The sequence below is a fragment of the Leptospira ryugenii genome (genome assembly GCF_003114855.1).
Classification (GTDB): domain Bacteria; phylum Spirochaetota; class Leptospiria; order Leptospirales; family Leptospiraceae; genus Leptospira_A; species Leptospira_A ryugenii.
In genome coordinates this window covers 612865-638096 of record NZ_BFBB01000003.1, presented here as the reverse complement: position 1 = coordinate 638096, position 25232 = coordinate 612865, and the positions used below count along the sequence as shown (strand labels likewise).

The following is a 25232-nucleotide window of genomic DNA, read 5'->3' as shown; positions in this document are numbered from 1 at the left end:
GTACATGGATCTTAAAAAGAAAATTAATTTAATGGGAATCATCATTTCCTTTATCGGAGTTTTAGTTTCATTCCTCTTGGCTATCGAGTATTTTGGTCTCGGTACTCAAAATATAGCCGAAGGAGCATGTTCAACATTAGGCGGTGGAGACTCATGTGCAAAGGTTGCTGAAAGTTCCTACTCCTACATTCCATTCCCGTTTCTTGGCAATGTCCCGATTGCCTTATTTGGCTTTGGATTCTATGCCACAGTGCTTTACTTATTTGGAACAAATTTCAAGAGCAAAGTTGAGGAAGAAGCCAAGAACTCCGCAAGGATTATTTTTGCCCTGGGAGCTTTAGCCTTTTTAGTTGATATAGGATTACTTATCATTTCTGTTTTTGTCCTTGAGACCATTTGTCGACTCTGCCTCATAACTTATTTTATTACAGCTGCGATCTTGGTTCTGAGTTATCTCCTCTTGCAGGCAGAGGCTTTGGATTTCAAAAAGGCGGGAAGCTTAATTCTTGGTAGCTTAGGCACTTTATCAGTCGTTTTTCTATTTAATTTTTCTGTTGGGTTCACTGCTAGCAAATTGATTGCTTCTCCCAAGTCCAACCATCTTGCCACAAGCAAGGACATGGATAAATCCGCGATTGAAGAACGGATAAAAGCGTACGAGGCGAGTGCTAACCTGAACATCGACCTGACAGGCTCCGCTTCCATGGGTAAGCCAGATGCACCGATCGTCATCGTAAAGTTTGCAGACTTTAACTGCGGTCATTGTATGCACACCTCACATATATTACAAAAGGTACTTGCAGAGTACGATGGAATGGTGCGAGTCATTTATAAAAACTTTCCTCTGGATGGCTCATGTAACCGATTGGTAGGTGAGCCGAGGCCTGGCGCTACATCTTGCATAGCAGCAGCTGCCGCAATTTGTGCGAACAAACAAGGTAAATTCGAGGCGATGTACCACGGTCTTTACGAGAATACAGAGAAGGGTGTTGCCCACACTGCATCGAGTGTTTTAAACTTAGCCTCTCTAAACGGTATCAATACTGCCCAGCTCAAAAGCTGTATGAGTTCCTCCGAGACTCAAAATCTCTTAAACAAAGAAATTGATTCGGCGGAAAAACTAGATATTAAGGCAACACCATCCTTGTTCATCAATGACAAACGAATTGAAAGCGGAACTCCAAATCCTGAATTTTTAAAGGCACTTATTGAGCGTCTGATTAAAAAACTTTAATCAACTTTCGTTTCAAAGAAGAGTGGCCCCTCCTTTTCGTAGGACGAGGGGTCATTTACTTCGTTAGCTCTCCAAGCCTCTAGGTATTTTTTATCTCTAACATGGAGCGCAGGTCTCATTGCCAAGATTTCCTTTCCCTGTTTATACAAAGATCGTCTGCCATAGTACCAGCCAGAAATTTCTTCTTGGTGTACATTCTTTCCGTACTCTCCTCGGGCTGAAAATGCCTCATCTATCTTCTGCCGAAGTTCTAACATTTGGTTTGGATCTGCTGAGATGGTATGATCAGGACCTTCGAGCGAAGTATCTAGGGTAAAATGTTTTTCGATGATGTTTGCCCCTAGGCCGACAGCAATAGAGGCCGCTAAAGACCCATTGCTATGATCAGAAAAGCCAACCACAACATTTGTTCTATCCAAATAATAAGGGATACTATTGAGATTTGCCTTGTGAATAGGAGTTGGGTATAAAGATACACAATGTAAAATCGCAAAGGATTGTTTACTTTCTTCCAGATAACGAATTGCTCTTTCAACTTCTTCTGGCAATGCAGCTCCTGTAGAAACAAGCATAGGTAACTTTGTTTGTATCACTTTGTTTAGAAGAGGTAAATTTACAATATCTCCGGAAGCAATCTTGAAAATGGGAACACCTAATTCGAGTAGTAAATCTACAGAATGTAGATCAAGCGGTGTAGAAAAAAAATCAAGCCCTTCGTTTTTAGCAATTTTTTGAAATTCAAGATGGAACTCTTTTGAAAGTTCATATTGTTTAAAGATATCAAAAAGGAATTTGGCATCCGCTTGGCTTTGAGAGATAAAATCCTCTGTTTTGTATGTTTGGAATTTAACCGCATTGGCTCCACAGGCCTTTGCTGCCTGGATTGTTTTTTTTCCTATGGTTAAATCGTTGTTATGGTTAAGGCCAATCTCAGCGATTAAATATGGTTTGGAATTGCGGTCTATGATCGTACTGCCGATGGGAAAATTCATTCGTCTCTCCATTCAGAGTATCGACGATTTAAGAAAAACCCATAAGCCGTCCGAGCTGATAAATCGAAAAAGACGAAACCAATGCGAGTGTCATCATGTAGAGAAACTGAATGCTTGGCCAAAAAAATCCCCCAGTTTCCTTTCGCACGACGGCAAGTGTTGACATACATTGGCTTGCAAACGCAAAGTAGAGTAAAAGGGAGATTCCCGTCAATGGTGTCCATACGGGACTGCCATTGGGTCTTTTCTCATCTTTAAGTTTTTCTTTTAAGCTTATGTTTTCTTCGTCATTTTCTGTTCCGTAGAGAACGGCGAGAGTAGACACCATGACTTCACGTGCAGCAAATGAGGTGATCATGGAAATCCCAATTTTCCAATCAAAGCCTAAATGTGAGAGTGCAGGTTCGATAGTCTTTCCCATGTTTCCGATATAAGAGTCTTCAATACTACTTTGGATCCATGTGTCCTTATCTCTTTGGACTGGGAAAACAGATAGATACCATAAGACAACGGAGATATAGAGAATAATTTGACCAGCTGACTTGAGAAAGGCGAGGACTTTTTGGTATACTTGGTGAAAGAGGCTTTTTGCAGAAGGAACCATATACCTTGGCAACTCTAATGCAAAATAGGAGGATGTATGCCTAAAGACAGTCTTTTTGAAAATTAAACCCACCGAAAGAGAGGTTAATAAACCAAGCAAAAACATCCCAAACAATACAAGACCTTGTAGACTAAAAAAACCCAAAGCTTTCGTGGATGAAAAAACAGTCCCCACAATCAAGATATACACTGGATATCGCGCTGAACACATCACCAAAGGAGAAATCAGAATTGTGGTTATACGCTCTGATTTATTTTCGATGGTTCTTGTTCCCATAATTGCAGGAACTGCACAAGCTGCAGAAGAGAGCAAAGGAATGAAAGACTTCCCAGAAAGTCCAAACTTTCCCATCAATCTATCCATTAATAGACTAGCGCGTGCTAAATATCCAGATTCTTCCAGAATTCCAATAAATAAAAATAACAATGCAATTTGGGGGACAAATACAACAACTGCACCGACTCCACTCAATATGCCATCGGAAAGCAAAGATACAAAGAGTCCAGTTCCCCAATTTTCTTTTAATAGGGTTTGTAGTGTGGAGATTCCCGAATCTAAAAAATTCATAGGATACTCAGCCCAGGAAAAAAGAGCCTGAAATAAAAAAGCCATGATACCAAAGAAGAAGAGAAAGCCAAAGATCGGATGTAGCAAATACTCGTCCAATTTTCGTTCTAAGCCTGAGATATCATTTTTAGATTTCCCAAACACTTTGCTAACGATCTGTTTGGCAAGAATGGATTTGGCAATGATTTCTTCTTGGTAGGAAAACTTATGTTTTTCTTCTACTAATCTTTGTTTTATATGTTTGGTGACTGCTTCAGGGAATTGATTTTCATAGTTTCTACCTGAAAAAATAGGATCACCTAATAAAGATTTTATCGAGGAAAGTAAAATAAAATCAGAAGCCGATTTTGGAAATTGGATCTCCGTTTTGATCTGCTCAATAAAATTTTCTTCTGGTTGAGACCATTTCCAAAGTCGCTTGTTTGTTTGAAAGAAGTTAGGATTAGCTAATTTTTCTTTGAGTTCATGGGTATTATCAGAAGACTTCGCATTGATTAAAAAAAAGTCTAGCCCTAGCTCTTTTTTTAAAATTTCCAGATCAATGTGTAGTTTTTTTTTCTCTAAGACGTCTTTCATGGTCAGAACAACAAACACTGGGATTCCCATGTCCATTAATTGCAATAGCAGTACTAAACTTCTCTCTAAGTTGAGAGCATCTAACACAAATACCACTCGATCGGACGGATTCCGTTTACTGAGTAAGTCGAATGTTAATCGTTTATCTTCTGCTAAACTACCCAAACCATAGGTACCGGGAAGATCAGTGATTTGGATCACTTGGTCCTTCCACGTAAAAGTCCCTATTTTTGCATCAATTGTGACACCAGAAAAGTTCCCTGTTTTTTGATTTAGGCCTGTTAATTGATTAAATAGAGTAGTCTTTCCACAGTTCGGATTGCCTACGAGGTAAATGTTTTGGTTCATGATAGTGTATTTAAATCTTCAATGCGGATGGATTGGCAGTCTTCTGAGCGTAATCCTACTCTTACGCCTCCCACCAAAAATATATGTTTTCGCAAAAGAGGAATTTTTTGTACACAATGAACACTTATGCCGGGTATAAAACCCAGTTCTAATAATTCCGTCATTTGGCTGCCTGAAATTGTTTCATGGTTAAAGTTGACTAGTTTGGCCGACTCACCTTCTTGCATAGTATCCAATGTTTTCATTTCGTTACAAATTTTTGGGTATCTCGGAAAAGATTTATCTCCGGAGCCATAGTTTTGACATAACGATCGAAATAAAGCATCTGCTTCATCAGGAGAGCAAACTCTCTTGGTATTTTTAGTCCGTTCTTTTCGGAAACTGCTTTTAGTTCAAACATCATATGATTGATTTTAGATTCATCGAAGTTTCCCGGATCTCCATCTAACATTGCTAAGTATAAGGACTCGATTTCTGAAAAAACAGATTCTAATTGAGAAGCAAGATGTTCTGCTTTGACGTCGGCATGAGTAGAGTCCATCGCAATGAGACCTTCTGCGACAAGACGTGGTTCTCCCATTCCCAATCCTTGCGTGAAGAGTAACATCCCTCGCCAAACATTTGGCGAAATCCTACCGACTATACCAAAATCAAGAAAGCCAATCCGACCATCTTTCAAAATCATTAGATTTCCTGCATGTACATCGGCATGGAAAAAACCTTTTTTGGCAAGAGAAGAAAACCAAATTTCCAATGCGTCATTTAATACTTTTCTAGGATTCTCAGAATATCTACGCAAACCCTCTTCACTTGTAATCGGCATTCCATAAAATCTTTCCATCGTCAAAACGCGTTGTGTGGAAAGAGTATGGTAAACTCTAGGAACACAGGCTCTTTCTTCACCAGTTTCCAATAGGTAAGACTCAAACTCTTCTATATTGGCGGCCTCTTGAATGAAGTCAATTTCTTGTAAAATGGAGCTTTGGAATTCGGAAAACATACCTGACAAACCGGACTTTTTGAACTCCGGGGTGATCCATTCTAAAACACGTGTTAATAGCCCAAGAATCTGCATATCCGTTTTTAAGGTAGTTTGTATGTCAGGTCTTTGTACTTTGACAACAACATCTAATCCTTCTTTGGTGATAGCAGCATGCACCTGTGCAATTGAGGCTGAAGCCAGAGGCTTTTCATCAAAACTGTAGAATAAATTTTGGATGCTGTCCCCTAAATCTTTTTCGACTACACGCCGGATATCGGAAAAGGAAACAGGCCTGACCGAATCCAAACATTTTTGCATTTCCGTTACATATTCCTCTGGGAAGAGGGAAGGCGCACTTGCGATAAATTGACCTAACTTAATATAGGTGGCCCCAAGTGACTCGAATGACTCTCGGAGCAGTGCAGCCGCTTGTTTGTGGTCTGGTTTCCCCGCAGCAAACATTTTTAAGAGCGAACTTGCCTTGGCAGTGAAGATGATTCCCGAATGGATCATCCTAGCACTAGAGTGAAATCCAAAGGAAAGGTAGTCCGAGAGTGTTTCCATACGCCAAAGCTATGGATGTTTTCTCCTTAGGAAACGAGAAAAAGCGACCAAGTCGCAGAATTGAAATTGAGTTGCCGATTTCACCCTTGTTTAGAAACCTATCAAAACACCCCCATGAGCCAAGAGAGTGTCCTCTACCAAGAGCTAGAAAAGCTCGATTTAAACGAAATCAAGAAGATAGCGACTCTCTGGAACATCCAGAAACTCCCTGGCAAAGATAAAAAATCCACAATTTTAGGTCTCATGGAGCACTTTGAGAGCGAATTTTACCTCAAAGGTGTTCTGGAGAAGTTTTCTCCCCTCCAAGTCAATATCCTCACATCCATTCTCAAAAACAAAGGTGTGATGACCCTCGGAGAAATCGCAAGAAAGGTAAACATTCCTCCTATCAACATTGAGATGGAGTTAAATGTTCTTCGGAAGTACTACCTCATCTACCAAAGGAAGAACCGCGAGCGCTTAACCAATAATCTAGATAAATACCATGCCTATGAAGAGTTTCAAAAATCCATAAAGGTTGAATCAAATAGTAAGGGTGAGAAGTTTAAATTTTCCATTGAGAAATCCCTTCACAAAGCAACCTACGCGGAGATTCCGCAAGAATGGAAGGAGGCTCTTGGAGCAAAAAAACAAGACCAACTCGAGCATTTTTTAAAAACAGCCCTAACCGCAGAATCCATCCAAAAGGTCCTAGATTCGTTAGGTGATTTTGACCGAGATGTGCTCCATAAGATTTACACCCATGGTGGCGTCATCGAAGCAGAGACCATACGAAATTACATCACGGTAAACCGTGGAAAATTTGAAGTCTCAATCCCACACCTCAGTGCCCTATATTTGATCCGAGACCTTTACTATGTAGAAGACAAATTCATCCGTGTCATCGTCATTCCCAAAGAGATACTCGACCATTTGCAATACTCACCTATTTTACCTCCGGTAAAAAAAGGAACAAGAGTTCGCCAAGAAAAGATCAGTGCCAATGGCTTGGACTTTTTCTTAAACGTGAAAAAGCTCATCTCCTATATCTCCAGAAAAGGATTAAACCTAGCTAAGTCGGGAAAGATCAAACAAGCTGACCACAAACGGACAGAAACCGAACTTCTCGCACCTGACATTGAAATTTTCCCAGAAAAAAGCCAAGTCTACCAAATTGAGCTCATCTTACCCATCTTAAAGCTCTTAGGCTATGTGGACATCAAAGGTGAAAATGTCATCCTAACCAACGAAACAGATGAATTCTTGAAGAAGGACATCTTTGAGATCATGAAGATCATCATCCACGAGGTAAACGAAGCTCGGACACGCAGATTGAGTCCTCCAGAGGTATTTACCGCCGCCGAAGTTCCGTTTTACGAAAAAGGGATTTTGGATAAAACTGTAAAGTTGATCATGTCCCATGGTAAGATCAACGTATCTGTTATTTTTTCACATATTGTGCGTGATCACTTGGTCTTTGCGCCTACCTTCCAAATCAAGACCTATGAGGAAGATTTGGCTGACCTTAGAAAAGAAATTGTCTCCGCCATATTTTATCTCCAATTGTTTGGATTGATAGAAGTAGAATACCCGCAGAGAAACTTGAGTTTATCTGAGTTAGGCAAACATTACTTCAACCACGATGCATTTACCACACAGACAGAGAAGGGTGGGATTACCATCAACCCAGACTTCTCCATCATTGCCTTCCCGGATCGTGTTTCCATCTTTGGCATTCACCTTCTCAAAGCCTTTTGTGAGTTAAAAGACTATGACAGAGTGTATACCTTTGTTTTGACCAAAGATTCCTTTCAATTGGGGATCTTACTTGGCTATGAAAAAGAGACATTCATTCAATTCTTACGAGAGTCCAGTCGTGCAGACTTAGCTCAAAACTTACTCTTCCTATTAGATGATTGGGGTAACAATCTACCCATTGTCACCATTACGGAAGATTCCGTCTTACTGCGTACAAAGGATGCTGTTGTGATGGAACTGCTTTTGGGTCAGATCAAAGGGAAAAAGTTTGTCCTGGAAGAAGTGAGCCCTACTGGGATCATCATAGAAAAGTCAAAGGTCATGGAAGTCATCGCAATAGCGGAGAAGCTGAATATGATCATCCGCCTCAACCGCTAAATCTCGATCTATTTTTTATCAGCTGTTACTTCAGGGTCAGTAATCTTAATTTTTGTTTTAAAATCCCATTTTCGGAAAGGGGATACTGCGTCGAGTCGTTCCTGGGATACATAAAAAAGCCTTTCCCCGTATTTCACGAGTCCGCCTTTATAATGGGCATATTTGGTTTTATGGTCCACTAAACCAAGCTCCGATACCTTATTCCAGTCCTCGCAAGTCTTTAAAGAGGGAACCTTTCTCAGATGAAGTTCCTTGATGGAACCGTCTTTGACAGCGTCCCGAAGTATTTTTTCCCATTCCATATTCGAATAGAGTTTTCATCCCTAGAGAAATTTCAATTTGTTTTTTGCTACAAAATATTCTTGGGCTAATTCTTAAGCCTCAGATGACTCGTTTTCTGTATCGAATATAGAACCTTTCGAACTCGGAATGATCCCAGAAAGAGATGGCATCTTGGTTGGCGAGAATTGCCCGAAGCTCAATACTCGGAATTTGTTTGTTTTGACACCAAAGATTTAAATCAGCTAACAAAGCTTTCATGTAGCCCGATTTCTTTTTACCATTTTTTGTCACCGCAAGATCGATAAAAAAAGAAACCTCTTCAACTAAGTGAGGTTTTTCTTCAATTCGTCCAAGTAAGAGCGAACAAAGTTCCTCCCCGACAAATACACCTCTTAGATACACTTTTCCTGTATCCTTCAATTTAAAATAGATTTCTGAGAATTTACTAGCAGCTCTTGGTCTAATCTTAAAAAGACCGTCTAATTTTAGTTCGTTGACCTGTCTGAAGAATTGATTGACCAGCTCTATAGTTTGGAGCCGGTCTTTTTCTTCAATATCTCTGAGTATCAGATTACAGTATCCTTTCGAAGAGATAGGACTTTAAAGAAGTAATGGCAATCCTTTCCTGTTTCATGGAATCACGTTCACGTATTGTGACCGTTCCATCCTGTAAGGTATCATAATCCACTGTCACACAGAAAGGTGTTCCGATCTCGTCATGCCTTCGGTATCTTTTTCCTATGGCACCGCTTTCATCATAATCCACATACCAATGGGGTAGCAGGTCTTGGTAGATTTCTTTTGCCTTCGCATCTAAGCCATCTTTTTTCATCAAAGGGAAAATAGCCACTTTCATAGGGGCAACACGTTTCCCAAAGTGAAGCACAGTTCTGATATCCTCTTTTTCTAGGGTTTGTTCTTCATAAGCATCACACATAACCGCTAAAAATAATCGATTGAGACCTAATGCTGGTTCAACGACATAAGGAAGGTATTTCTTTTTGGCCTCTAAATCATGGTATTTTAGGTCTTCCGAGGAAAACGACTCATGTTGGGTAAGATCATAATCGGTTCTTGAAGCTACACCCCATAGTTCTCCCCAACCGAATGGATACTTATACTCGATATCGCTAGTCGAGTCACTGTAAAATGAAAGTTCTTCTTTGGCATGTTCCCGCACGCGTAGGTTTTCCGCCTTTAAGCCTACTACATTGGTGAGCCAGTTCATGCAGTAGTCCACCCAATACTTAAACCATTCTTTCTGCGTTCCAGGTTCACAGAAAAACTCCATCTCCATTTGCTCAAACTCTCGAGTTCTAAAGATAAATTGGCGAGCCATGATTTCATTTCGGAAGGACTTGCCAATTTGTGCGATTCCAAATGGGATCTTCTTGCGAGAGATTTGGTTTACGTTCTTAAAATTGATAAAGATCCCTTGTGCGGTTTCTGGACGCAAGTATATGTCCATAGCTCCTTCTTCTGAAGCACCATGAGCTGTTTTGAACATAAGGTTAAATTGACGTGCCTCTGTAAATGTACCCACCGAACCACAGCTCGGGCAGGCATATCCTTTTTCTTTGATATGGTTGGTAAGTTCTTCTAAACTTTTCCCAGTGGCAGCACCATCGCCTTCTTTGTCTTCTAAGAATTTATCCACCCGAAGGCGTGTTTTACACTTTTTACAATCCATCAAAGGATCATTGAAATTCGAAACATGCCCCGAGGCCTCCCAGACCCGAGGGTGGAGGAGAATGGAAGAGTCTAGGCCTAAAATATCATCCCGTCTGTGGACAAAATATTCCCACCAAAGTCGTTTCAGGTTATTTAAAACTTCGACTCCATTCGGTCCGTAGTCAAATGTATTGGAGAGACCACCATAAATTTCAGAACCAGGGAATACAAAACCTCTCCGTTTGGAGACGGCTACAATGGACTTAAGGGATTGTTCTTCTTTCTCTTTGGGCTGTGCCATATGCACCAAATTTTTTGTTTTCCATCAAAATTCAAAGTATTTTCCTAGAGATAGCGACGAAATGAATCCAACGAATTCCACGCCCACTCCCCATTGGACCAAAAAAAGCCTTAGTTTCTTGGTATGGCTTTCCCCGGCATTCACCTATAGTTTTTTTCTACCGCTTGGTGTTTTATTTTTATATCCTAGAACCTTCAGTTTGAGAGCGAAAGCTCTTCTTTTGATCGCAACATACTTCGTTTGTATTGGATTATTCTTTCCATTGGAGCTTTTCATTCACTACAGCTTAGAGAATGAAATGCAGATAAATTTCTTTCTTAATGATTCTGCGGTCAAAAACGGAATAATCGGAATTTTTGTACTCTGTGTAGGGATTCTTCTGTTTGCCAACTATGTTTTGTCATCACTGAGACATAGCAAACGTAAGGTGAAAAGGGAAGCCCACTATGCCTTACTTTTCCCTGAAAAAAAATTGCGAAACCAAAATCAGATTCGAGATTCCAGATTGGATCATTTCTTTTTGGTTTTTTTTCTATCTCTGTTTTTAAGCTTCGCTTTCCAGGCTTTGGGTGAATTTATCTCCCCTCCAAATCCCAGAAATCCAACAGTACTCTTAAAATCTATACAAGGATTTTTGTTTAACTATTTGTTGAGTGTCCAAATCCTATTACTGAGCTTAAACCGAAATAAATTGCCGAGCCTATATGCTCGAGTGCTCTTGAGATACCAGAATGGGATTCGTCTCAAAGAAACTTGGCGGCAAAAGTATTTGAACCGCGAAAAAATCCCCTTCTTGAAGGAATTAGAAGTAAAAAAAGCAGCTAGCATCCGTGAGGCGATATTGCCTGGGTACGGTCATATTTATTTAGAGGATTTCTGGAGAGGATTTCCGATTCTCTTTATATCATTACTTCTCTGGCTCTTTATTGCGGTTTGGAGTTTTTCGTATCTCTCTCCTATCTTTGGCATTCAGTTCTTGAGCTCCATGGGCTTAAAGCCTGGGATTAGTGATAAGGATTTTTTTGTATCCTCTCAGAACATTATGTACCTGGCTATTAGCATTTTGGCGTTTATTTTTATATACCTTTACTCACGGCATTTACTCAGCCAAAGTTTTACCTTACAGAACTTAGGTTATAAAAAAGCTCAGTCTGATGATGAAAAGGAGCCAGTGTTTGCTTCGGGAGTTAGAAAGGGATTTCGAAATATCCTGCCGCTCTCACTTCTTTTCCATTTCATTTTACTTTGTTTGGTCTTTATCATCCCGATTTCCTTGCAGAGAAATTCAGCGAAGAAAAAAGAAAAGAGTGACCAAGCAAGTCATTTCCAGCCAGAAAAAATGGAATTCTATTTTATAGATCCAAATGTTCCGGATACCACAAAAGGATTGAATGGGGGTGTCTATACTGGGAATGAGACAAAGACAGAGAATGGAGAAAAAATATCAGATAAAAAACTATCCGATAATGGCCCCAAATCAGGCTATATAAAGAAGATTCGTGGTAAAAAGGTACCACCGACTTACTCCAATTATATCTCTGCTAAAATGAGAGTCCCAGAATCTTACCTTGAGTATTGGTCAAAAGCTCCTCAACCATATTCAAGCGTTGTTGCCTATACCATCACTAAGGACGGAGACATCATCGATGTAGAATTAGTGGAAGGATCCAATTATCCGGACCAAGATCGATTGACATTGGAGTTGGTCGAGAGAATGGGACCGCTGATGCCACCCCCTGAATCAGAAGGTTCGATTCGTGTAACAGAACTCTTTTGGAATGGACCAGTAGATCCAAATTATGTGCCAACTCCTCTGCAGAAAGAAATGGTTTATATGTTTGACGGGCGTTATATGGAAGAGATAGACGAATGAAAGAATTGAACATTGAATCCATTGATTATCTTTTGGGTCTAGTATCCATTTTGCCATGGGTGTTCGCGATTTGGTTTTCTTACTCTTTACCCAAAACAAATAAGACTCGAGTCATGGTTTTGGTTGCACTTGCCTTAGGCTGGTTGAGTACGGTGATTATCATTTGGTTGCATCCCATTTTATGGCCTCAAACAGATTTTACTCCCAAAAAGAAGGTAAGCTTATTAACATCAACTGCTCATTTGTCTTTCATAGAAGCGGGTATGATGGAGGAGACATTTAAAATTGGCTTTATCCTGATATTGAGTTTTCTCTTTGCATTTCGGCGAGAAAAAAAGGAGTTTCGTACTGAAGTTGTATTGATTGCCGCATTTGTTGCGTTTGGTTTTGCGCTTACTGAGAACATTCAATACATTAGTCGAGAGCAATCCATGAGAAAATTTGAAATGTTCTTGGGAAGGCTCACTCACTCATCAAACATACATCTATTAATAAATGTATGTTTCGCACTTTTTTTACTCAAATCAAATGCAAAAAAAGGTAAGGAGAGATTGTATTACCTACTCTTTGCATTTTTTATTGCAATCATGCAGCATGGTGTTGTGGATTTTCTTTTGATTCCAGGTTCTATTTTTGGAATGTGGGTTGCAACTGCGCTCTTTGTTGGGATTTGGGTATGGGTTGTGAAAGATTGGAGGTTGTACGTGAAAGCTCAGGTAGAAGATAAAAACACTCTGATTCCTGCTTCGGAATACTCCTCCCAGTCATACTGAAATGACCGTAAGGCGTGCACTTCCTTTCGATTCCAAATCTCCTTCCAAAATTTAGGAACAACATCTTCGGGAGCACCTGGTTGGATGGCAAAATACCGACCTGTTTGTTTGGGAATTTGTACTTTGGTCAATCCATAGATAGGGTCTTGGCTCTCTTGGACCGCATAACCTAGGATAAAGTCATAGGTTCCCGTTTCATCCGATTCATAATTAAAATAGACTGCATAGAGGGGATCAAATCGTCTCACTAGGTCCAATTTCTTGGGAAAGTCTTCTTTATAGAATTTTGAATACACTGCTGGGATGTCTTTGGGTGCTTTGTCTTCTGCATTCGAAGTACGAATCAATAAACCTAGGATTGTGAAAGAATCAGTCGTTACCAAAGGTTCTATCAGTCCAGACATAACAAACAAGATGGCGATGGTGACTGCTCTGGCAATCTTTTCTTTCCTTGCTTTTCCCATACCCTCTTTTCATTACGGATTCTCTTTTTTTTTCAATTGCGTTGACGAACCGGGATTCCTAGAAATCATGGTATTTACTCCTGGTGATTATGGAGAGAAGGTCATACCCGTTCCCATTCCGAACACGGAAGTCAAGCTTCTCATCGCCGATGGTACTATTGGGTTCGCTCAATGGGAGAGTAGGACGTCGCCGGGTTCGTCATCATACAAAAAGCCAACCGTCAGGTTGGCTTTTTTATTGTAAATAAGTTAGAGCGAACCCTTCTTAGCTAAATTGTTCGCGAAATGATAGACTCGCGACCCATAGGGAGCGAGGCTTGGGCGCGCGCCCGCGGAGCGGAAGAGCGCGTGAGGGTGGAAGTAGGACGTCGCCGGGTTCGTCATCATTGTTAATAGAGCGTTCAAGAGATTGAACGCTTTTTTTATTTAAGGGCGCCGCAAGATAGTCCGGCGAGTCCGCGACTCTTCGGTCGCTGCCTCAGATCTAAAGCAAGGTGTCTTGCTTTAGATCTTCCGGCATTGTCGCCGGGTTCGTCATCATTGTTAACAGAGCGTTCAAGAGATTGAACGCTTTTTTTATTCAAGGGCGCTGCAAGCTAGTCCGGTGAGTCCGCGACTCTTTCGGCATTGTAGCCTTAGTTCAATCAAACGACAACAAACCATGAGTAGACTAAAAGCCACCTTGGGTTTCAAATCCAAAAGTAGCCCAAAAAAGGATCCGTCCTCTTTCATTTTTTCGTTCAGTATCATGACCTAGGACGATTCTTATCGCAAAGCGAGTATCATAGGACCTATGCAAAATATGGAGAAGCCTATGTTACGTTTAAAGTGTTTAGTCCTCATTCCCATCCTTTCTGTGTTTATACAGTGTGTACCTGAGAAACAGGAAGTTGACCCAGCCACTAGATTGTTTGCTCTACTTTACCTTTTGAACCGAAGGGACGTCTCCTTCCAGCGAGTACGATTTTTAAATGGAAAATTCTTTGCAACAGGAACCTTAGGTCAAATCTATGAATCCACGGATGGAGAAAGTTGGACAAAACAAAACCTTCCTACGCAACAACTTGTTTATGATATTGGGTTTAGAAATGACGTCTACACTGTTATTGCGAACACAAAGTACTACGAGTCGACAAATGCATCTACGTGGAATGACATTAGCACAACCTTCAACTCTACCTCTGGCCTTTATGGAATCGGAAATTTTTTATCTTCTTATAGCGTAGCTTTTGGTATCTACTCATTCACCGCTACCTCTGGGAGATGGTCAGACTCATCCACTCTTATCAGTAGTTCTGCTTTCAGTACTTCGGCAGGCTATTTTGGGAGTGCGGCCAATTCGAACCGCCTCATCCTTGTGGGGAGCAATGCTTCAAGTCGTGCATCCATTCTATCTTCTAGTTTTATCGTAACGACCCTTGTTTTGAGTAGTTCTTCTATAACCGGAATCTCCTCGGTGCCGTCCTTACGAGACGTCGCCTTTGGTTCGGGAACCTTCGTAGCAGTAGGAGCGAGTGGAACCATAGTCAGATCCTCATCGGGGCTTGACTGGACATCTGTAAGCTCAAATGCGGTGGAAAATCTGTTCGGAATTTGTTTTGGAGATAGGCAGTTCGTCGCGGTTGGAAGCAATGGGGCGATTCTCCGAAGTTCTGATGGCTCCAATTGGACCAAACAAACTTTGGAATCAGCCACAAGCTTGGCATCTGTGGCCTACGGAAATGGAAAGTATGTAGCCGTGGGCGGAAGTTCGATTTTTGTCTCAAGTGATGGCATCACTTGGACTAGCAAGTAGTTCTTTTTTTACTCCATCAACTAAAGGGAAGACATTCGTTTCCTCCTTCTTGTGGAGGAGGAAACATTTTTCTAGACTCCGCCAAACAAAAGAGTTTACACTAAATGAAGCGAGATGTGAGATTTAGCTTCCATATGAAACGTTTTTTACTCATTTCACTCTTACTTTCTTTCGCCTACCTGCCCTTGCTGCCAGAACCTAACAAGCCAAACCCACCCCAAGCACCCAGTGCGGCCATTCTGACAAAAATCGACCAAGCAGAACTCAAGAAGCTTCTCAAAGAATCCCAAATTGAAATTGTAGAAGAGTCTGAAAATTTTTTAGTCTTACAATTGAGAGACTACCGGGCTGCATTGTTTCTCCCAACCGAGTACTCCTTGCAATTCTATTCTTCCTTTACCTCAGCAAAGCCAAGAGCGGAACTTGTGAATCGCTGGAACCAAAAGATGAGGTACTCACGGGCATACACAGATGAGGAAGGGAGAATCATCTTGGAAAGTGATTTGGATCTTACAGGCGGAGTGACAAGAGAAAATATCAAAGATTTTTTTAAAAAATTCCAACTCTTATTAGGACAGTTTAGCTCTAGTTTAACTCTCCAAGACTAGGCCTTACTTATGGGAACATTAGCCATCTGTTCCCATCAATGATTTCCACCATCTTTCCCAAGCATTTGGTGTCTGTGAACTTACCATTTGTCCGAATTTTGGAGTCAACAGATCAATGTTCTTTTCTTTTGCATACTTCTCCAACTCTTCAGCTGGTTCATACCAATTGTGTAGAGACAGGTCAAACATCCCCCAATGTACGGGCACTAACTTCTCACCCTTTAGATCAAGGTGTGCTTGGGCCGTTTCCTCAGGCATACTGTGAACAGCACGCCACATAGGATTGTATTGTCCGTTTTCCAAAAAGGTCAATGTGAACGGTCCATAGGCATTTCCTATCTCTTTGAAGTGAGTATCATACCCAGAATCCCCACTGAAGTAAAATCGTTCGGTTTTACCGAGCACCGTCCAACTTGCCCAAAGTGTATGGTTACCATTCATGCCTCTACGCCCAGAAAAATGTTGAGAAGGGGTACAGACAATTTTGAGTCCATCAACTGAATCAGTACTTTGCCACCAATCTAATTCTAAAAGTCGATCCTCTGCAATACCCCAGTCCTTCAAATGAGATGAGACTCCTAGTGGTGTGATGAATTTAGTTTGTTTTTGTTTAAAAAATTCAATGGTTTCGAGATCTAGGTGGTCGTAGTGGTCATGAGAGATTAAGATATAATCCACATTTGGCAACTCTTCCAAAGATACGACTGCATCTTGGAAACGTTTGACCATAAAAGAGAAGGGAGCCGCCGAACCAGAAAATACAGGATCAAATAAAAGAATCTTACCTTGGATATTTACTATAAACGTAGAATGGCCGAACCAGATAAACTTTATATGTTCGGAAGGCTTTACAAACTCCTTTAGGTCAGGTTTGATTTCGGGAAGCCTTTCTTTGGGACGACGCTCCTTACCACCACCAAACAAAAATTTTGTGAGCAAACTAAAAAAGTTTTGCTCTTCTCGCATTTTCTCTAAAACATCAGGTCTGCGGTTTACAAACTGATCTCTTTCTGGATCATAGTGAGTAGATTTTTTGATTTTTTCTAAGTGATCGCCATGCGGATCTTTTCCAAAGGCTCGGCATTGCCAAAGTGTGATTGACAATAAAAAAATAACCAAGGCACGGATTTGTCTCATTGGGGATTAATTTCCTTCTCATGATTAGATTGAGATGGGAAAACAATCGATGGATTCTTTTTATGTGGCGTGGATTTTTTTTGTCTAATTTTTTTCAAGAGATAACCTATTATGATCAGAGAGATTGAAGATAGTCGTAATTCTAATGACAAATTTGGATCAAAAGCTAAAAAATAAGCCCCCACTAAAACAAAGGCATGAACCAAAATCCAAAAAATACTTTTTTCCGCTAAAAACCGCCATATGCCTGTTTTGCGAATTGACTCTTGAAGTTGAAATATACCTATCCCGAGAAATGGGACTCTAATCAGCACTGCTGAAATCCCAAGAAGCAAACTGAGAAAAAAAGTGAGTGTTAGGCCTACAAAAAATCCATTCCAGTAAAATAGGAATTTAGCCGCTGATTGCGTGGCAACGGACAGTTCGTATCCTAAGAGTAGCTTACATAGTAGATAAAAAATAGAGAAGTAGAAACTGAACATCTGCCCCCGAATGACCTAACGTTTGATGCGTACATATGCAGGATCAATCCCTGGAAGCGGTTCGGCAAGTTCATTTGTGATTGGGCCATTTAAAACTTCAAAATAGATCCCTGATCCATCTAGGACTTTGAAATGATTGTCCCAATGCATTTTTCTAAACTTCTCTCTATCTTTGATAAAAGCGCTCATAATCTCCGCATCCATTTGCTCAAACTGCATGATCTCAATGGGACGGTAGATTTCTGCATCATGAAGTAAGCCCAAATAAACGACAAAGCGTCCGGCACGTTTTAAAATTTTTAAGGCAAAAAGCATCTCTCTCAACTTCAAAAGATAGAGTTGTGGCCGAGTATTGCGAGCAAAGGTCAATTTTTGTTCGGCTTCCGCCAAATCGCGAAATCCCAATCGGAGTAGTAATTTGGTCTGCGTTTTTTCTCGGTCTCGAGAATCTCTGCCTAGGCGATTTAGCTCAGCTCTCAGAAATTCAAGGTTTTTGGACAGCATTCTATCGTAGAGCGGAATCAGGAGAGCTTGGGTGTGCCTCAGTCTTTCATACGAAATCGAGTCATTTCGCCTCATATTTAGCTCTAAAAACTCTAAGTAATGCAATAAAATCCTACGGTATAACTTTCTGTCTGCTTCATCGCCCAAATAGGAAATTGTCGAATTGAGGCTTTTTAAGATTAGCTGATTTTCCTCTACACCAAATGCAACTTGTAAGACAGCCTTTGGCTCTGATGGCTTGGGAATGGTCAGGACCACAAGAAGGAGTATCTGTAAGGTTCGAATCATCATACCAAGAAAGCTCTTAACATTTAATTTTCGGTTTACAATAATTCAAAATAAAATCATTTATGTGTGGTTCTGTGGAAGCGACTTATGTCAATCAATCCAAATTATTATTTTGTTAGGTCATAGCATGGGAGCAAGTGAGAGACAGTTAGAATTGATTATAGATGCAGCTGAGATCTTGATTGCCGAGACCCGCCTTACGAAAGAAGAAGCCATACAAATCATTTCTTCTTCCATCAAAAAGGAGCTAGTGAAGCGAAATACCAGTTTGGAAATTTTGAACATCAGTCCAAAGCCGGAACGCACATCTTTCATTCGCTCAGTGGTAAAGTCTGTACATGAGTCCATCCAGGCAAATCCATACTGGAAAATGAAAAATATTGAAAAAGTGATCGAGAGCTTTTACAAAGTTTTACATGAATCTTGGCAAAAAGAAAATGAAAAGTAAGAGGAAGGGGAAATGAAACAATTCAGTAAAGTTTGGCGAGTTTTAGCCATAACATTGGTTTTTTTGAGCTTCTCATTGTTTGGTGAAGAAGTAACGAAAGAAGAAAGTCCACAAGTAAGTTTAGATAAAGCGGACACGGTATGGATGCTTGTATCCTGTACTCTTGTGTTTTTTATGATACCAGGCTTGTCTTTATTCTATGGTGGTATCGTAAGATCAAAGAACGTTTTATCCACTATGATGCATAGCTTCATTGCAATTCTAGTAATGACACTACAATGGACTATCATTGGATATAGTTTTGCATTCTCCGGAGAAAATCCTTTGTATGGAAATTTAGATCTGGCTTTTTTGGAAGGAATCGATATGAATCAGTTAGAAGGTACTATACCAAAGTATGTACACTTCTTGTTCCAAGGAATGTTTGCCATCATTACACCTGCTTTGATTTCAGGTGCCATTGCGGAAAGAGTAAAATTGTCAGGCTACGTAGTTTTCATTCTGCTTTGGGCAACCTTTGTATACGACCCTGTTGCGCATTGGGTTTGGGCTCCGAAAGGTTGGCTCTTCGAAATGGGAGCACTTGATTTCGCCGGTGGTACCGTTGTTCATTTAATTTCAGGTATTGCTGGACTTGCTTGCGCATTGGTCATTGGAAATCGAAAGGGTGAAGCGTACACTTTGACACATCCAAATAACTTAACATATACACTTCTAGGTTCAGGCTTGTTGTGGTTTGGTTGGTTTGGGTTCAATGCAGGCAGTGGCTTGGCTGTGAATGGAGTGGCTGCAAGAGCATTTGTTGTTACATTGATTGCTCCTGCTGCGGCTGGAGCATCCTGGTTGTTACTAGAATGGTTGCATACCAAAAAAGCAACTGCATTGGGTGCGGCCTCTGGCATAGTTGCTGGACTAGTCGTGATCACTCCCGCTTCAGGTTTTGTTGGTCCAGTTGGATCCATCATTATGGGAATCTTAGTATCACCTATTTGTTACTTTGCGATCTTTTTGAAAGGGAAGTTGAACTATGATGATACTTTAGATGCATTTGGTATCCATGGTGTAGGTGGTGCAATCGGCGCAATTCTTACAGCAGTCTTTGCTTTAGAATTGGCAGAAGGAGTGAGTATGGGGAACCAGTTGTACGTTCAGGTAGTCAGTGTTTTGGCAACGGGAGCCTATTCATTTGTTCTTTCCTACGTTTTGGCCTTTGCGATTGAGAAAACGATTGGCTTCCGTATAGAGGAAGACAAAGAGATTTCTGGTTTAGATCAGGAAATTCACGGAGAGAAAGGATACGATATTTAGAGGATTTTATGAAATTGATAATTGCGATTATACAACCACACAAATTAGAAGAAGTTAAAAACGAGTTAACTAAGAATGAAATCTATCGTTTAACAGTTAGCGATGTTCAAGGATATGGCCAACAAAAAGGAAAAACCGAAGTGTATCGAGGGCATGAGTATACGGTAAACTTACTTCGCAAGGTCAGATTAGAAATTGCAGTGAACGATGAGTTTGTGAAACCAACAGTGGATGCTATTCTGAAAGCAGCAAAAACTGGAGACGGAAAGATAGGAGACGGTAAGATTTTTGTTCTCCCGGTCGAGGAAGTCATTCGCATACGGAGTGGAGAGCGAGGCAGCAAGGCAATCTAATCCAAAGGCCAATCTTTGTAGACTGCTTCGGCAGAGCGGATTGCCCCTAAAATACTACCTCCACCAAAAGCATCACCAGCTAACACAAGAAGGGGTGATGCGGAGATGAGAGAATAGGGGGAATCTGCTTTTTTTTTAGGTTCCGAGTAGCGCCATTTTTTGATCTGCAACTTCTCTTTGGGTAAATTTTTAGAAAAAACCATTGCAAATTCACTCTCTAGCGCTTTCCGAATTTCCTCTTCCTCCTTTTCGAAATGCAATTCACTAAACTCTGGACTCATAACCATAGTATACCGAATGGGAGATGCTTCGAGTTTGCTGGATTGTAAGGCGAGTGATCGAATGTTATTTGAAAGATTTGTCTGGAATTTATTTTCCCTTCCAGGGATTAATTCTTCCTCAAAGGAAAACAATGCGACAATCGCCTTGTTGTAAACGATCTCATCTAAATGTTTTGGGTAATCGATTTCTGAATCCCTAAGGATTTGCAATGATTGGGGCAGAGGAGCAGTGAAGACCAATCCTTTGGTTCTGTATTCCAGATTTGCCTCCGTATAAAGAATCCATTCCCCTTTATCTTTTTTAACTTTTGTTATACGCTCTTTGAATATAATTTCACCAGGATTCGGTACCTCTTTTGACAATTGGTTGATCCCTGAATGACAAACGAAATACTCTCCACCACTTGTGTCCACAAACCAGAGCGATAAGAAACCTTTCTCATCCCAATCCTTTTTCCAGATAAAGTCACTGTTTGGTTTCATGTGGATAAATTGGGCGCCATGATCAAATGTCCCAAAATTGGTTCTGCGTGTCGCCATGCGACCGCCGTATGCATGCGACTTTTCTAAAATTTGTACAGAGAGTCCCTTTGCCTGATAGAATGATCCTAGGCTGAGTCCTGTCATCCCAGCTCCCATGATGATAATGTCTTTCGTTGGCTTGGTTTGCGAATTCATCTTGTTTTTAGACAGAAGATAGCAAGGTTAAAGGATCTCTTTTTCTCCGTAAATGCTTTACAGTTGCGTCAATTGCCTTCTTTTTGAATCTTACATGCAAATGCACTTACAAATTAATTCTGTTTCGAAGACCTATGAGAATGGATTCCAAGCTTTGAAGGATGTCACTTTGGGCATCCGAAAGGGTGAGATTTTAGCCCTCCTTGGACCAAATGGAGCTGGAAAAACGACTCTGATATCGATCATCTGTGGACTAGTGAATCTTTCTCGCGGGGAGATCCTTGTGAATGGAAAGAACATTCAGACTGACTCTATGGAAGCGAGAAAATTAATTGGCCTCGTACCACAGGAGTTAAGTGTTCATTCCTTTGAAACTGTTTGGGCAAGTGTGAAATTTACGCGAGGTTTGTTTGGAAAAGCTCCCAATGATCAGTACTTAGAAGATTTATTGAAGTCTTTATCTCTATTTGATAAAAAAGACCAAAAGATCATAACTCTCTCTGGGGGAATGAAACGAAGAGTATTAATTGCAAAAGCTCTTTCGCATGAACCAGAAGTATTATTCTTAGATGAGCCTACTGCAGGAGTAGATGTTGAGCTTAGAAAAGATATGTGGAATGTTGTGCGAAATTTAAAGGAGAAGGGTGTTACCATTATTTTGACCACACATTATATCGAGGAAGCTGAGGAGATCGCCGATAGAATCGGAATCATGAATAAAGGAGAGCTGGTATTAGTAGAAGAAAAGAATATTCTGATGAAACAATTAGGTAAAAAACAATTAATCCTAAATTTGAGTAAGAAAATCTCCAAACTTCCGAAATCCTTCGCAGCTTATAATGTGGAAATTCAAAAAGATGGCTCACAACTTATTTTTACCTATGATACAAATTCTAAGGAAAATATTATACCTAAGATTTTGGAGGATGTGAAAAAATCAAAGATCACATTCAAAGATTTGGATACGGAACAAAGTTCTCTTGAAGAAATATTTGTTTCTTTAGTAAAGGAGTCAAAATGAATCTGAGGGCAATTTACGCAATTTATACTTTCGAAATGATGCGGACATTTAGAACATTGATGCAAAGCATTGCTTCTCCCGTTCTCTCAACTTCTCTCTATTTTATCGTATTTGGTTCCGCCATTGGTTCCAGGATACAGGAAGTAGATGGAGTTTCTTACGGCTCTTTCATTGTACCTGGTCTTATCATGTTATCCTTGCTCACTGAAAGCATTGGCAATGCATCATTTGGAATTTACTTCCCTAAATTTACTGGGACCATCTATGAAATTTTGTCGGCACCAGTCAGCATGATTGAGATCGTCTTTGGTTTTGTCGGGGCGGCAGCTACCAAATCACTCATCTTAGGATTAATCATGCTTCTTACTTCATCTTTCTTTGTTCCGGTAAAAATCGCGCACCCTTTCTTTATGGTCTTATTTTTACTGCTGACCTGTATTTCCTTTAGCCTTTTTGGTTTTATCATTGGGATCTGGGCGGATAGTTTTGAAAAATTACAAGTCATACCGATGCTTGTCATTACCCCTCTAGTTTTTTTGGGGGGTAGTTTTTATTCCGCAAGCATGCTCCCACCTTTTTGGCAAAAGATTTGTATGTTAAATCCAGTTCTATATCTAGTCAGTGGGTTTAGATGGAGTTTTTATGAGATTTCAGATGTAAGCATAGAAATGAGTCTTACATTTATTTTTGCGTTTCTTGCAACTTGTATGGTGGTTGTCTATTTAATGTTCAAAACCGGGTACAAGCTTAGAAAATAATTATTTCCGATTCAGACTTTTCTCGAGTTGGTTCAGGAAAGAGAAATCTGGTTTTTTCTTTCCTGATTCAATATCTTTGATCTCTTCTACTATTCTATCATTTATGGGACATGGAATTTGCAATGTCTTCCCAATCTTTGAAACAACGGCATTTAGATAATCGATTTCTGTGACTCGTTTAGCATCTAAATCTTGGACAAGAGAGGTTCTGATTTTGAAATATTTGATACCTAATACAAGTAAGACGATATGTTTTATAAATGTTGGGAATCCTGAAGGACCATTGGAAAGTTTTTGAATGGAAATACTCCCTGGTACAACTCTTTCCTGTATCCCGAGTTTCTGCATAATTTGCGAAATCTCCGTCAAGACTGCAATGGCTAACTTTCGTCCAAGCGAACTGAGAAATAGATATCCAAGAGAAGATTGGACAGAGCCTGCAAGGCCGTTGATGATAGCGTTAATTCCCAATTTGTGCCAACGATAACCTTCTAAATCTGAGGTGAGAATCGTTGGGATAAAAGGTGCGAGGTATTCCGTCCAATCCGAATCGGGGCGAGTTCCCTCAGAATTGCCTAAGATCAAATGACCTGCATTGGATTGAAAGTACACTCCGTCCTGTCTTTTTTGGGTATTCCAACCAACAACTCCCCCCATTAGATTTTCTTTTTTGGCTTGTACTAAGTTTTCTGGTAGACCATTTTGCAATAGAACCAGGCGACCATTCTCTTTCAGAAGAGGGCTTGCATTACGGCAATAATTTTCTAGTTCGCTAGACTTACAGCCTATGAAGATACAGTCAAACTTCTCTTCACATTCATCTAGAGTCCGCACTGTTTCCTTCCATTGGAAAGATTCTATGGGTTTAGTTCGGAATTGGTATAGGAATGTTTGAGAGCTGATTTGGTTCTTTCGAGACTGATTTCTTGCTAGAATGACAAAACCAATGCCGTTCTTATCAAATGCCCTCGCTATGGTTAGGGAGATAGCGCCCAGTCCATAGATTGCGATCGTATGGTTTTGCTTTATCCCTACTGACACAGATTAGGCGAAGGCACCTTGGGCAAGTTGTTTTACCATTTCAATATTTTGTTCGAATCGAGACTTTTCGGACATGACTCTTGATTTGCCTGTGAATTCTAAGCCAAGTTCCATATCACCATTTTCAATTTTTTTCACCCATGCAACTCTGACAAAAAAATGGAATGGAGCCTGCATTTTAAAAAATAGGTCAACAGCAAAACCTTTTTGCTTTGGCAATGTGGTCATTAAATGTGGATGGTTGATCCGCAATCGTATCCCTGAATAAGAAACATCTACCACAGGGAATTTATCCTCCGTGGTCATAAGGTTTGCGTCTTTGATCCTCTCTACCATTTCTTTGGTGAGTCTGAGGATGTCGTCAACCTTTGCGCGAGAAAGTTTTGATTCCTTAGTTTGGATCCAAACATATCCAATCGGAATGTGTTCTTCTAATTCATTGATGTATATGATGGGATGGAATAGCTCCGACTCAATCTGTTTATCTTTATACTTTTTTATTAAATTCTGGATTTGGTCATCGACTTCTTCGGAATAAGAGAGAAAGCCCTCTTCTTGCATTTCAAAGGATGATTCTTCATAGCAGTCTGCCAGAAAGATAGGTTTCATGAGTCGTTTGATCACTTCAAATTCATTGGGTAGATCATTTTTGAATACATCGACAACTATATTGGCATTTGGGCCAAGTTCTGTTTTTAGTTTTTTTTCATATTCTTCAAAGCTAACACGTACTAAGGTAGGAATATTGAACATATTGGCTTCTATGATGGTCTTGGAGCTGATGATGTTTGTGGCTTTTACGAAGCCTTCTTCTGTAATGGGAAAACGAGGGTAGGCACGCTCTTTTTTTGCAATGGCGATTTTGTCTACCTTCACTTCTACCAAGTTTGAATCATAGGACTTTACAAAGGTGCAATGGATTTCAATGTAACGAGCAAGAACGATGGACAAAGTAAGTTTGGGGTCCATCTTAAAGTCGATGGGTAAGGAGAGTTCCAAAACAGCATGGTCTGTCCCAGGAACCACATCTTTCATAAAACAGCTTTGGTCCAAACCTAAGTTATGCGCTTTAAGAGGCTTCCCGATTAAGTATTTGATGATGACATGGTTTTTTTGTTCTTTTTCTGCAATGTGGTCCATTGCTCTTTTTTGTGTTTCCATCTTTCTTTTCCCACATACGAGCT

Annotated in this window: 24 protein-coding genes and 1 rRNA gene; 12 read left to right on the top strand and 13 right to left on the bottom strand. The window is 40.3% G+C overall.

Going from position 1 to position 25232, the window contains the following annotated elements; genetic code table 11:
* The first annotated feature begins 4 nt into the window (after window positions 1-4).
* On the top strand, window positions 5-1234 hold the full coding sequence (locus DI060_RS07405; protein ID WP_108975728.1) for a vitamin K epoxide reductase/DsbA family protein: 1230 nt from the start codon (window positions 5-7) through the stop codon (window positions 1232-1234).
* Here the strand turns inward: DI060_RS07405 and DI060_RS07400 are convergent.
* From DI060_RS07400 to DI060_RS07385, 4 genes are read right to left on the bottom strand one after another with little or no spacing between them, the layout of a single operon-like run.
* A complete protein-coding gene (locus tag DI060_RS07400) occupies window positions 1231-2226 on the bottom strand; it encodes an N-acetylneuraminate synthase family protein (RefSeq protein ID WP_108975258.1) in 996 nt (331 codons plus the stop codon). The genes DI060_RS07405 and DI060_RS07400 overlap by 4 nt on opposite strands.
* A 28-nt stretch (window positions 2227-2254) precedes the next feature.
* On the bottom strand, window positions 2255-4324 hold the full coding sequence (feoB, locus tag DI060_RS07395; protein ID WP_108975256.1) for a ferrous iron transport protein B: 2070 nt from the start codon (window positions 4322-4324) through the stop codon (window positions 2255-2257).
* Entirely contained in the window at window positions 4318-4566 is a 249-nt protein-coding gene (locus DI060_RS07390) for a FeoA family protein (RefSeq protein ID WP_108975254.1), read from the bottom strand. Before DI060_RS07390 ends, feoB begins: the two co-directional genes overlap by 7 nt.
* A complete protein-coding gene (locus DI060_RS07385) occupies window positions 4563-5867 on the bottom strand; it encodes an ABC1 kinase family protein (RefSeq protein WP_108975252.1) in 1305 nt (434 codons plus the stop codon). Before DI060_RS07385 ends, DI060_RS07390 begins: the two co-directional genes overlap by 4 nt.
* A 114-nt stretch (window positions 5868-5981) precedes the next feature.
* Between DI060_RS07385 and DI060_RS07380 the strand changes: the two genes are divergently transcribed.
* Complete coding sequence (locus DI060_RS07380) at window positions 5982-7982, top strand: helicase (RefSeq protein ID WP_108975250.1); 2001 nt, start codon at window positions 5982-5984, stop codon at window positions 7980-7982.
* An 8-nt stretch (window positions 7983-7990) separates the two neighbouring features.
* On the opposite strand, the gene DI060_RS07375 is transcribed toward DI060_RS07380, so the two are convergent.
* The 3 genes from DI060_RS07375 to DI060_RS07365 all read right to left on the bottom strand — a co-directional run bounded on the left by DI060_RS07375 (window position 7991) and on the right by DI060_RS07365 (window position 10236).
* Window positions 7991-8284, bottom strand: coding sequence for a hypothetical protein (locus tag DI060_RS07375; protein ID WP_108975248.1), 294 nt, complete (start codon window positions 8282-8284; stop codon window positions 7991-7993).
* Between the two features lie 79 nt (window positions 8285-8363).
* Entirely contained in the window at window positions 8364-8831 is a 468-nt protein-coding gene (locus tag DI060_RS07370) for a GNAT family N-acetyltransferase (protein ID WP_108975246.1), read from the bottom strand.
* 4 nt (window positions 8832-8835) lie between these two features.
* Window positions 8836-10236: a glycine--tRNA ligase gene (locus DI060_RS07365; RefSeq protein ID WP_167836941.1), complete on the bottom strand. Its 1401-nt coding sequence runs from the start codon at window positions 10234-10236 to the stop codon at window positions 8836-8838.
* 61 nt (window positions 10237-10297) lie between these two features.
* Between DI060_RS07365 and DI060_RS07360 the strand changes: the two genes are divergently transcribed.
* Both DI060_RS07360 and DI060_RS07355 read left to right on the top strand, forming a co-directional pair.
* A complete protein-coding gene (locus DI060_RS07360; RefSeq protein WP_108975242.1) occupies window positions 10298-12109 on the top strand; it encodes an energy transducer TonB family protein in 1812 nt (603 codons plus the stop codon).
* Complete coding sequence (locus tag DI060_RS07355; protein ID WP_108975239.1) at window positions 12106-12882, top strand: PrsW family glutamic-type intramembrane protease; 777 nt, start codon at window positions 12106-12108, stop codon at window positions 12880-12882. Before DI060_RS07360 ends, DI060_RS07355 begins: the two co-directional genes overlap by 4 nt.
* Here the strand turns inward: DI060_RS07355 and DI060_RS07350 are convergent.
* Entirely contained in the window at window positions 12822-13346 is a 525-nt protein-coding gene (locus DI060_RS07350) for a GyrI-like domain-containing protein (RefSeq protein WP_244594305.1), read from the bottom strand. The two genes, DI060_RS07355 and DI060_RS07350, sit on opposite strands and share 61 nt — an antisense overlap.
* Before the next feature lie 79 nt (window positions 13347-13425).
* Between DI060_RS07350 and rrf the strand changes: the two genes are divergently transcribed.
* The 3 genes from rrf to DI060_RS07335 all read left to right on the top strand — a co-directional run bounded on the left by rrf (window position 13426) and on the right by DI060_RS07335 (window position 15749).
* Window positions 13426-13542 (top strand): 5S ribosomal RNA (gene rrf, locus DI060_RS07345).
* Between the two features lie 618 nt (window positions 13543-14160).
* Window positions 14161-15141 carry a WD40/YVTN/BNR-like repeat-containing protein gene (locus DI060_RS07340; protein ID WP_108975237.1) on the top strand — a complete coding sequence of 327 codons (981 nt, stop codon included), beginning with the start codon at window positions 14161-14163 and terminating at the stop codon, window positions 15139-15141.
* A 134-nt stretch (window positions 15142-15275) separates the two neighbouring features.
* Window positions 15276-15749 (top strand): YbjN domain-containing protein, encoded by a 474-nt coding sequence (locus DI060_RS07335; RefSeq protein ID WP_108975235.1) that lies wholly within the window; start codon window positions 15276-15278, stop codon window positions 15747-15749.
* Between the two features lie 18 nt (window positions 15750-15767).
* Here the strand turns inward: DI060_RS07335 and DI060_RS07330 are convergent, their stop codons facing one another.
* Both DI060_RS07330 and DI060_RS07320 read right to left on the bottom strand, forming a co-directional pair.
* Complete coding sequence (locus DI060_RS07330) at window positions 15768-16886, bottom strand: MBL fold metallo-hydrolase (RefSeq protein WP_108975233.1); 1119 nt, start codon at window positions 16884-16886, stop codon at window positions 15768-15770.
* Window positions 16887-17383: 497 nt separating this feature from the next.
* The gene (locus DI060_RS07320) at window positions 17384-18163 is read right to left on the bottom strand and encodes an adhesin OmpL37 family surface protein (RefSeq protein WP_135355013.1); all 780 of its coding nucleotides are present in this window, start codon (window positions 18161-18163) and stop codon (window positions 17384-17386) included.
* A 124-nt stretch (window positions 18164-18287) separates the two neighbouring features.
* On the opposite strand from DI060_RS07320, the gene DI060_RS07315 reads away from it, so the two are divergent.
* From DI060_RS07315 to DI060_RS07305, 3 genes are read left to right on the top strand one after another with little or no spacing between them, the layout of a single operon-like run.
* A complete protein-coding gene (locus tag DI060_RS07315) occupies window positions 18288-18608 on the top strand; it encodes a hypothetical protein (protein WP_108975227.1) in 321 nt (106 codons plus the stop codon).
* Between the two features lie 12 nt (window positions 18609-18620).
* Window positions 18621-19916, top strand: coding sequence for an ammonium transporter (locus DI060_RS07310; protein ID WP_108975225.1), 1296 nt, complete (start codon window positions 18621-18623; stop codon window positions 19914-19916).
* An 8-nt stretch (window positions 19917-19924) separates the two neighbouring features.
* On the top strand, window positions 19925-20269 hold the full coding sequence (locus DI060_RS07305; protein WP_108975223.1) for a P-II family nitrogen regulator: 345 nt from the start codon (window positions 19925-19927) through the stop codon (window positions 20267-20269).
* Here DI060_RS07305 and DI060_RS07300 read toward each other — a convergent pair.
* A complete protein-coding gene (locus tag DI060_RS07300) occupies window positions 20266-21228 on the bottom strand; it encodes an NAD(P)/FAD-dependent oxidoreductase (RefSeq protein WP_108975221.1) in 963 nt (320 codons plus the stop codon). The two genes, DI060_RS07305 and DI060_RS07300, sit on opposite strands and share 4 nt — an antisense overlap.
* Window positions 21229-21328: 100 nt before the next feature.
* On the opposite strand from DI060_RS07300, the gene DI060_RS07295 reads away from it, so the two are divergent.
* Together DI060_RS07295 and DI060_RS07290 are read left to right on the top strand one after the other, a co-directional pair.
* Window positions 21329-22249, top strand: coding sequence for an ABC transporter ATP-binding protein (locus DI060_RS07295; RefSeq protein ID WP_439956893.1), 921 nt, complete (start codon window positions 21329-21331; stop codon window positions 22247-22249).
* Complete coding sequence (locus DI060_RS07290) at window positions 22246-23007, top strand: ABC transporter permease (protein WP_108975217.1); 762 nt, start codon at window positions 22246-22248, stop codon at window positions 23005-23007. The genes DI060_RS07295 and DI060_RS07290 overlap by 4 nt, the downstream gene beginning before the upstream one ends.
* Here the strand turns inward: DI060_RS07290 and DI060_RS07285 are convergent, their stop codons facing one another.
* Both DI060_RS07285 and DI060_RS07280 read right to left on the bottom strand, forming a co-directional pair.
* Window positions 23008-24048: a ketopantoate reductase family protein gene (locus tag DI060_RS07285; protein ID WP_108975215.1), complete on the bottom strand. Its 1041-nt coding sequence runs from the start codon at window positions 24046-24048 to the stop codon at window positions 23008-23010.
* 3 nt (window positions 24049-24051) lie between these two features.
* Window positions 24052-25209, bottom strand: a complete 1158-nt coding sequence (locus DI060_RS07280; protein ID WP_108975213.1) for a DUF1577 domain-containing protein — start codon at window positions 25207-25209, stop codon at window positions 24052-24054.
* Between the last annotated feature and the right edge of the window lie 23 nt (window positions 25210-25232).

Coding starts and splice junctions, on each gene's coding strand:
- DI060_RS07380 (WP_108975250.1), top strand. CDS start 5,982: ATGAGCCAAGAGAGTGTCCTCTACCAAGAGCTAGAAAAGCTCGATTTA.
- DI060_RS07375 (WP_108975248.1), bottom strand. CDS start 8,284: ATGGAATGGGAAAAAATACTTCGGGACGCTGTCAAAGACGGTTCCATC.
- DI060_RS07300 (WP_108975221.1), bottom strand. CDS start 21,228: ATGAATTCGCAAACCAAGCCAACGAAAGACATTATCATCATGGGAGCT.
- DI060_RS07335 (WP_108975235.1), top strand. CDS start 15,276: ATGAAACGTTTTTTACTCATTTCACTCTTACTTTCTTTCGCCTACCTG.
- DI060_RS07340 (WP_108975237.1), top strand. CDS start 14,161: ATGTTACGTTTAAAGTGTTTAGTCCTCATTCCCATCCTTTCTGTGTTT.
- DI060_RS07365 (WP_167836941.1), bottom strand. CDS start 10,236: ATGGCACAGCCCAAAGAGAAAGAAGAACAATCCCTTAAGTCCATTGTA.
- DI060_RS07385 (WP_108975252.1), bottom strand. CDS start 5,867: ATGGAAACACTCTCGGACTACCTTTCCTTTGGATTTCACTCTAGTGCT.
- DI060_RS07330 (WP_108975233.1), bottom strand. CDS start 16,886: ATGAGACAAATCCGTGCCTTGGTTATTTTTTTATTGTCAATCACACTT.
- DI060_RS07290 (WP_108975217.1), top strand. CDS start 22,246: ATGAATCTGAGGGCAATTTACGCAATTTATACTTTCGAAATGATGCGG.
- DI060_RS07355 (WP_108975239.1), top strand. CDS start 12,106: ATGAAAGAATTGAACATTGAATCCATTGATTATCTTTTGGGTCTAGTA.
- DI060_RS07320 (WP_135355013.1), bottom strand. CDS start 18,163: ATGATGATTCGAACCTTACAGATACTCCTTCTTGTGGTCCTGACCATT.
- DI060_RS07305 (WP_108975223.1), top strand. CDS start 19,925: ATGAAATTGATAATTGCGATTATACAACCACACAAATTAGAAGAAGTT.
- DI060_RS07405 (WP_108975728.1), top strand. CDS start 5: ATGGATCTTAAAAAGAAAATTAATTTAATGGGAATCATCATTTCCTTT.
- DI060_RS07310 (WP_108975225.1), top strand. CDS start 18,621: ATGAAACAATTCAGTAAAGTTTGGCGAGTTTTAGCCATAACATTGGTT.
- DI060_RS07390 (WP_108975254.1), bottom strand. CDS start 4,566: ATGAAAACATTGGATACTATGCAAGAAGGTGAGTCGGCCAAACTAGTC.
- DI060_RS07315 (WP_108975227.1), top strand. CDS start 18,288: ATGGGAGCAAGTGAGAGACAGTTAGAATTGATTATAGATGCAGCTGAG.
- DI060_RS07360 (WP_108975242.1), top strand. CDS start 10,298: ATGAATCCAACGAATTCCACGCCCACTCCCCATTGGACCAAAAAAAGC.
- DI060_RS07295 (WP_439956893.1), top strand. CDS start 21,329: ATGCACTTACAAATTAATTCTGTTTCGAAGACCTATGAGAATGGATTC.
- DI060_RS07280 (WP_108975213.1), bottom strand. CDS start 25,209: ATGGAAACACAAAAAAGAGCAATGGACCACATTGCAGAAAAAGAACAA.
- DI060_RS07400 (WP_108975258.1), bottom strand. CDS start 2,226: ATGAATTTTCCCATCGGCAGTACGATCATAGACCGCAATTCCAAACCA.
- DI060_RS07350 (WP_244594305.1), bottom strand. CDS start 13,346: ATGGGAAAAGCAAGGAAAGAAAAGATTGCCAGAGCAGTCACCATCGCC.